Source organism: uncultured Paraglaciecola sp. (assembly GCF_913058035.1).
Taxonomy (GTDB): domain Bacteria; phylum Pseudomonadota; class Gammaproteobacteria; order Enterobacterales; family Alteromonadaceae; genus Paraglaciecola.
On sequence record NZ_CAJXPA010000232.1, the window covers coordinates 1 to 5,414 of the forward strand.

General features: G+C 38.5%; 6 protein-coding genes. 1 reads left to right on the top strand and 5 read right to left on the bottom strand.

Annotation, left to right across the window (positions count from 1 at the left end; all coding sequences use genetic code 11):
- From uppS to rpsB, 5 genes are all read right to left on the bottom strand, one after another.
- A partial coding sequence (gene uppS / locus QZ562_RS19140) for a polyprenyl diphosphate synthase (RefSeq protein WP_293763819.1) occupies nucleotides 1-422 on the bottom strand: 422 nt, incomplete at its 3' end.
- Nucleotides 423-440: 18 nt separating this feature from the next.
- A complete protein-coding gene (frr, locus tag QZ562_RS19145; RefSeq protein WP_293763822.1) occupies nucleotides 441-998 on the bottom strand; it encodes a ribosome recycling factor in 558 nt (185 codons plus the stop codon).
- Nucleotides 999-1,024: 26 nt separating this feature from the next.
- Complete coding sequence (gene pyrH / locus QZ562_RS19150; RefSeq protein WP_293763824.1) at nucleotides 1,025-1,765, bottom strand: UMP kinase; 741 nt, start codon at nucleotides 1,763-1,765, stop codon at nucleotides 1,025-1,027.
- Between the two features lie 218 nt (nucleotides 1,766-1,983).
- On the bottom strand, nucleotides 1,984-2,856 hold the full coding sequence (gene tsf / locus QZ562_RS19155) for a translation elongation factor Ts (protein ID WP_293763826.1): 873 nt from the start codon (nucleotides 2,854-2,856) through the stop codon (nucleotides 1,984-1,986).
- 124 nt (nucleotides 2,857-2,980) lie between these two features.
- Entirely contained in the window at nucleotides 2,981-3,712 is a 732-nt protein-coding gene (gene rpsB / locus QZ562_RS19160; protein WP_293763828.1) for a 30S ribosomal protein S2, read from the bottom strand.
- Nucleotides 3,713-4,009: 297 nt separating this feature from the next.
- Here rpsB and QZ562_RS19165 point away from each other — a divergent pair, with 297 nt between their 5' ends.
- Nucleotides 4,010-5,200: an MFS transporter gene (locus QZ562_RS19165; protein ID WP_293763830.1), complete on the top strand. Its 1,191-nt coding sequence runs from the start codon at nucleotides 4,010-4,012 to the stop codon at nucleotides 5,198-5,200.
- Nucleotides 5,201-5,414: the final 214 nt, after the last annotated feature.

A 5,414-nucleotide genomic window follows, 5' to 3' on the forward strand; every position in this document is an offset into this window, starting at 1 on the left:
CCATAGTTGCCAGCAATATTCAAAACTAGGCTGTCATTATCTTCAGTCAGAGTTTCGGCATCATTAATTTTTTTAATTAATTTACTGTCAAACCGACTAGTATCGCCAATTATTTTGAGCTTAACATTATTCTTATGTAACTTTTTAACTTCACTGCCAAGTACCATTTTAAAAAGTTCCATCAACACTCCAATCTCTTCAGTTGGGCGCTTCCAATTTTCACTGCTAAAAGCGAAAAGCGTGAGGACTTTTATACCGTTTTTTAAAGCATAAGAGACAGAAGCTCTCACCGCTTTAACACCAGATTTGTGGCCAAAAGTACGGAGCTTGCCTTTTTTCTTAGCCCAGCGACCGTTGCCATCCATAATGATAGCAACATGCTGCGGCATAATTTTTTCGATTAATTGTTCAGAAGAATTCATTTATCAAATACAACTCAATCACACTTCCATTAAGTCTTTTTCTTTCGCCACCAAAATTTCATCCACTTCTTTAACAAAAGCATCTGTTAATTTTTGTACATCATCTTCACCGCGACGACTATCATCTTCACTGACTTCTTTTTCTTTCAGTAACTCTTTGATATCGCTATTAGCATCACGACGAATATTGCGAATAGCGACTTTGCCCTGCTCAGCTTCAGCTCGTACTACACGAATTAAATCTTTGCGACGCTCCTCGGTCAATGCAGGCATAGGAATACGCATAACAGAGCCAGCACTCATTGGGTTAAGGCCCAAATCCGATTGCATAATAGCTTTCTCGACCGCTTTTGCAGAACTTTTATCAAATACAGTTAATGCTAACGTCCGCGAATCTTCAGCGATAATATTCGCTAACTGTTTAAGCGGTGTGTCTGTGCCGTAATAAGGCACCATAATGCTATCTAACAAACTAGGATGTGCTCGGCCAGTACGAATTTTTGAGAATTGGCCTTTTAAAACACTGATACTTTTTTCCATGCGCTGGCGCGCGTCATCATTAATTTCGTCAATCACGTTAATTTTTCCTATTTCTACATTATTTATTTTGTTTCTTTGGGATTGCAGATCAACGTACCTACATCTTCACCCATTACAACTGCTCTCATGCACCCAGGTTTATTCATGTTAAACACACGAATTGGCACATTATGATCGCGGGCAAGCGTAAATGCTGCCAAATCCATTACTTTCAATTCTTTATCTAAGACTTCAGCATATGATAATACTTTGTATAACTTAGCTTCTGGATTTTTAGCTGGGTCGTCGTCATATACACCATCTACCTTAGTGCCTTTAAGAACCGCATCCGCTTCAATCTCAATACCACGCAAACAAGCGGCAGAATCGGTGGTAAAAAATGGATTACCCGTACCAGCAGAAAAAATCACTACGCGACCAGATTTAAGTAAACTGATGGCTTCTGCCCAGTTGTAATTATCACACACACCATTTAAAGGAATAGCAGACATCAAACGGGCATTAACAAAAGCACGGTGCAATGCATCTCGCATAGCGAGACCATTCATAACGGTAGCCAACATTCCCATATGATCTCCGACTACACGGTTCATACCAGCTTTTGCTAAACCTTCCCCTCGAAAAAGGTTACCACCACCTATGACTAGACCTACTTCAACGCCTAACTCAACTATTTCTTTTATTTCTTGAGCCATTCGTTCCAACACTTTAGGATCAATGCCAAAGCCTTCATCCCCCATTAGTGCTTCACCACTTAATTTTAACAATATTCTTCGATAAGCGGACTTAGGTGCGATACTCATAGATTGATATTTCCTAAAGGTAATAAAAGGCGACGTTGTTAAGGCCTTGTAGCTCTATTTTACATAAATCCATGCTGTATCAAACTATCGGATCCGAAACAACAAAATTATATATAAAAAAGCACCTCAATTTGAGGTGCCAGTATTATACCCAAACAACTTTAAAATGCATGTTTCAGCGTAAATTAAAATTGATCTGTAATAATGTCAAAGACAATTTATTTTTTAACAGCTGCCATTTGTGCGGCAACTTCAGCTGCAAAGTCTTCTTCTTTTTTCTCAATCCCTTCACCGACTTCAAAACGTACGAAGTTAATAACATCAGCACCTTTTGATTTAAGCAAATCAGCAACTAATATTGATGGGTCTTTAATAAAAGGTTGACCCGTCAAACTAATTTCGCCAGTGAATTTTTTCATACGACCAGAGACCATTTTCTCTGCAATTTCAGGCGGTTTGCCAGATTGAAGAGCGATATCAAGTTGGATTTCTTTTTCTTTAGCCACTACTTCAGCAGGCACATCTTCAGGCTTCACAAATTGTGGGCTAGATGCAGCGACGTGCATAGCGATGTCTTTCGCTAATTCTTCATCACCACCTTTTAAAATTGCAATAACGCCAATCCGTGCGCTATGCACATAAGCACCAAGATTATCACCTTCAACTGTGATAACACGACGAGGGCTGATATTTTCACCAATTTTAGCGACTAAATTGTCACGTAATTCACTGACCTTAACACCATCAACCTCAGTGTTATTGAGAGTATCCATATCGTTAATTTTATTTGCAGATGCAATTTCAATCAACTGTTGGCCAAATTTAATAAAACCGTCATCACGTGCGACAAAGTCAGTTTCACTGTTAACTTCCATCATAGTTGCTACACCGTTAGCAACTTTCGTCAAAATAACACCTTCAGCGGCAATTCTGCCAGCTTTTTTAGCGGCTTTCGCTTGACCATTTTTGCGCATATTTTCAATTGCTAACTCGATGTCACCCTCGGCTTCAACCAAGGCATTTTTACAATCAAGCATGCCGGCGGCTGTACGCTCACGCAATTCTTTAACTAGGGCTGCAGTCACTGCCATTTTCGTATCCTCAGCAAAATAATTTTAAATTAAATATCTAAAAACAGGGGCGACAGCCCCTGTTTAATTTACTTTTTTAGGTAGCGAAGTGCTCGATACCATCGTGTCATTGACGCTTGACTGATTACTCAGCAGCTTCTACGAACTCACCTTTTTCAGCTTGCGCTTCTAGGTTTTGTTCACGACCATTGATAACAGCATCAGCTGCAGCATTCAAATAAAGTTGAACGGCACGTATTGCATCATCATTACCTGGCACGATGTAATCAACACCATCTGGATTTGAGTTAGTATCTACGATTGAAACAACTGGGATACCTAGGTTTCCAGCTTCAGTGATTGCAATGTGCTCATGGTCGGCATCAACAACGAATAAAACGTCTGGTAAACCGCCCATGTTTTTAATTCCACCTAGGCTAGTTTCAAGCTTAGTCATCTCGCGCGTTAGCATTAACACTTCTTTTTTGGTCAATTTTTCAAACGTACCGTCTTGGCTTTGTTGCTCAAGTTCTTTTAGGCGTTTGATTGACTGACGAACTGTTTTCCAGTTAGTTAACATACCGCCTAACCAGCGTTTGTTTACATAGAACTGGTCACATTTATCTGCTGCGTCTTTCACTGCATCGCTTGCTGCACGCTTAGTGCCAACAAAAAGGATCTTACCTTTTTTAGAAGCTACGCCGCCAATAAAGTTAAGCGCTTCGTTGAACATAGGAACAGTTTTTTCAAGATTGATGATGTGAACTTTGTTACGTGAGCCGAAAATGAAAGGTTTCATTTTTGGGTTCCAATAACGAGTTTGGTGTCCAAAGTGTACGCCTGCCTGAAGCATGTCGCGCATAGATACATTTGCCATTAGAAAGATTCCTTAATATGGGGTTAGGCCTCCATACATCCCAATTCTCGATCTACTCAGATATTTCTTCGCAGACACCCCGAAAAGTGTGTCGATGTATGTGTGATATTTACGCTAATTAAATTAGCTGCTTCGCGATGATTGTTTTAGGCTTGCGCCCTCATTAATTCCAGCGGTGCGCTTTATAGCATGGAAACAGATTGTACTCAAGTAAAGTCTGACTATGAACTGTTAAAATCGACAAACAGTCTTTATCCTTAGAGACAGATTTTATTGTATTAAGAAACAGGAATTGCCTTGAATCTAAATAAACACAAGATATTCACACAATTAATATCGATTGCCACCTGTGGGAAGCTCGCTGACTTATTGATTTCAGCAAAAACTACCCTACCCTGGTTATTAGCTAGTTTAGGCGCGCCAATATGGATTGTATCTATGTTAGTACCTATACGAGAATCCGGTTCTCTGATCCCACAATGGCCGCTCAAACAAAAGGTTAGACATATCGAAAATAGGCTAATTATTTGGAGATGGGGGATCGCGATACAGGCTTGTTCTATTTGTTTTATGCTTGCTTCAGCAATATTTACCGAAGCTTTGTTGGCAGGTTTACTTATTTTATTATGTTTATTGCTTCTTAGCTTGGGACGTTCACTCAGTTCCTTAAGCATGAAAGATGTACAGGGATTAAATATAAAGAAAGGACAGCGAGGACAATTGGTTGGTATTGCTTCAACGATGTCTGGTCTTCTATCACTTATAACAGCTGGATTAATGATTATTTCGCCACAAGATATGAGCATTAAGGCAATTCAGTTATTGATCACCTTTTCAGCGTTTATAATGTTTATAAGTTTAATTTTATCTATTGGATTAATAGCAAATTTAACTGATAACAAGAAAGATTCAAACGATGGGAAAAGTATTTGGAAAATCATAAATCAACAAGCAGATTTAAAGCAACTAATTTTAAGTCGTTGTTTGTTACTGCATGCTGCACTAATTGCACCCTTTTTTGTCAGTACATCTGCAACTAACAACGATTTTTTTCAACTACCCTATTTTATAATTGCCAACGCACTCGCTTCTTTTCTCAGTTCTTACTCATGGGGTAAAATGGCAGATAAGAGCGCAATACGTACAATGTTTTATGCGACCTTAGTTTGTGTATCAGCTTCAATAATGTTCTATTTTGTTACTGCGGTGAATAATTGGTGGGTTGATGTGTTCCTCTTTTTTGTACTTAACCTTGGGTATGCAGGAATTCGTATTGGCCGCAAAACTTATATGTTAGATATTGCACAAGGAAGTCAGCGAACACTTTATGTTGCTGCTGCAAATAGCGTGGTGGGTTATGTTCTATTGATTTTAGGAGGATCATATGCATTACTTTATATTGTGATGGGCGAACATGTGATTATAGTCATGACTTTTTTTATGGCTATTGGTTTGATACATACTTTCAAAATGAAAAAAGAAAAATAACGGTGGAACTAAGCTATGTATCCAACGTAAAAATACTAAAAGAAAGAAAGAAAAATAAACCCACCAAACCATTACAAACATTCAACTTTTTCTGGTGTATTTTCCATTTCATTTAATAAATGCATTTGTATTCACTTTTTTAATCATTTTCACCAGAGGGAAATAAAATGTCATTTCAAGCAACACACCCTTGATCTAGTTGTCTACTTAGTTC